At 39.2% G+C, this 569-nt stretch carries 1 protein-coding gene; it reads right to left on the bottom strand.

Annotated features, from left to right (window positions below; translation table 11 throughout):
• Positions 1–100: 100 nt before the first annotated feature.
• Positions 101–298 carry a type II toxin-antitoxin system HicB family antitoxin gene (locus N3G78_14895; protein MCX8119203.1) on the bottom strand — a complete coding sequence of 66 codons (198 nt, stop codon included), beginning with the start codon at positions 296–298 and terminating at the stop codon, positions 101–103.
• Between the last annotated feature and the right edge of the window lie 271 nt (positions 299–569).

Below are 569 nucleotides of genomic sequence, written 5' to 3'. Positions count from 1 at the left end.
AATCATCGTCATGAATCTCTGTTCGATTTGCTACTCAAATTGATCACAAAACCAGTGGCAAATCTTTTATAATCGCCTTTCTTGATGAGTTCCTTTCTTTTCATACTGCAACAGCTATCTCTTTAACTTCATGTTTTTCAGGAACTTCATCTAAAATTAAAAGTTTATAGGCCTCAATGATGTTTTCTTCCAATTCTTTTAATGTTTTTCCTTGGGTCATAACCTCAGGGTGGTCAATAAGCTTGCCAACCCAAAACTTTTTACTCTTCCAATAAATCGTCTTAAGCTTAGTTTCCATTCTTTACCCCCTTTTATATTTCATGGCCTAACGATTGAAATCAGCGGTGGCTGTATGCCATCCGCTGGAATGATTTGTTATGAGCCTTTTCATCTTACTAATCAGAGCAGAAAATGTTTGACATATTGGAATATATGTGTTATAGTGGGAGACATGGAAAAGAAGGATATGCGATATTTGTCTCCCGTTGCTCAGGATGCATTGAGAGAGCGAGTGATCCAAGCCCTTCGCAAGGGAATGAGTCAGGCGGAGGCGGCACGAGTCTTTGGAG

The organism is Thermodesulfobacteriota bacterium (genome assembly GCA_026415035.1).
Lineage (GTDB): Bacteria > Desulfobacterota > BSN033 > BSN033 > UBA1163 > RBG-16-49-23.
The sequence above is the reverse complement of the archived record's forward strand: the minus strand, read 5'-3'. Positions and strand labels throughout refer to the sequence as shown.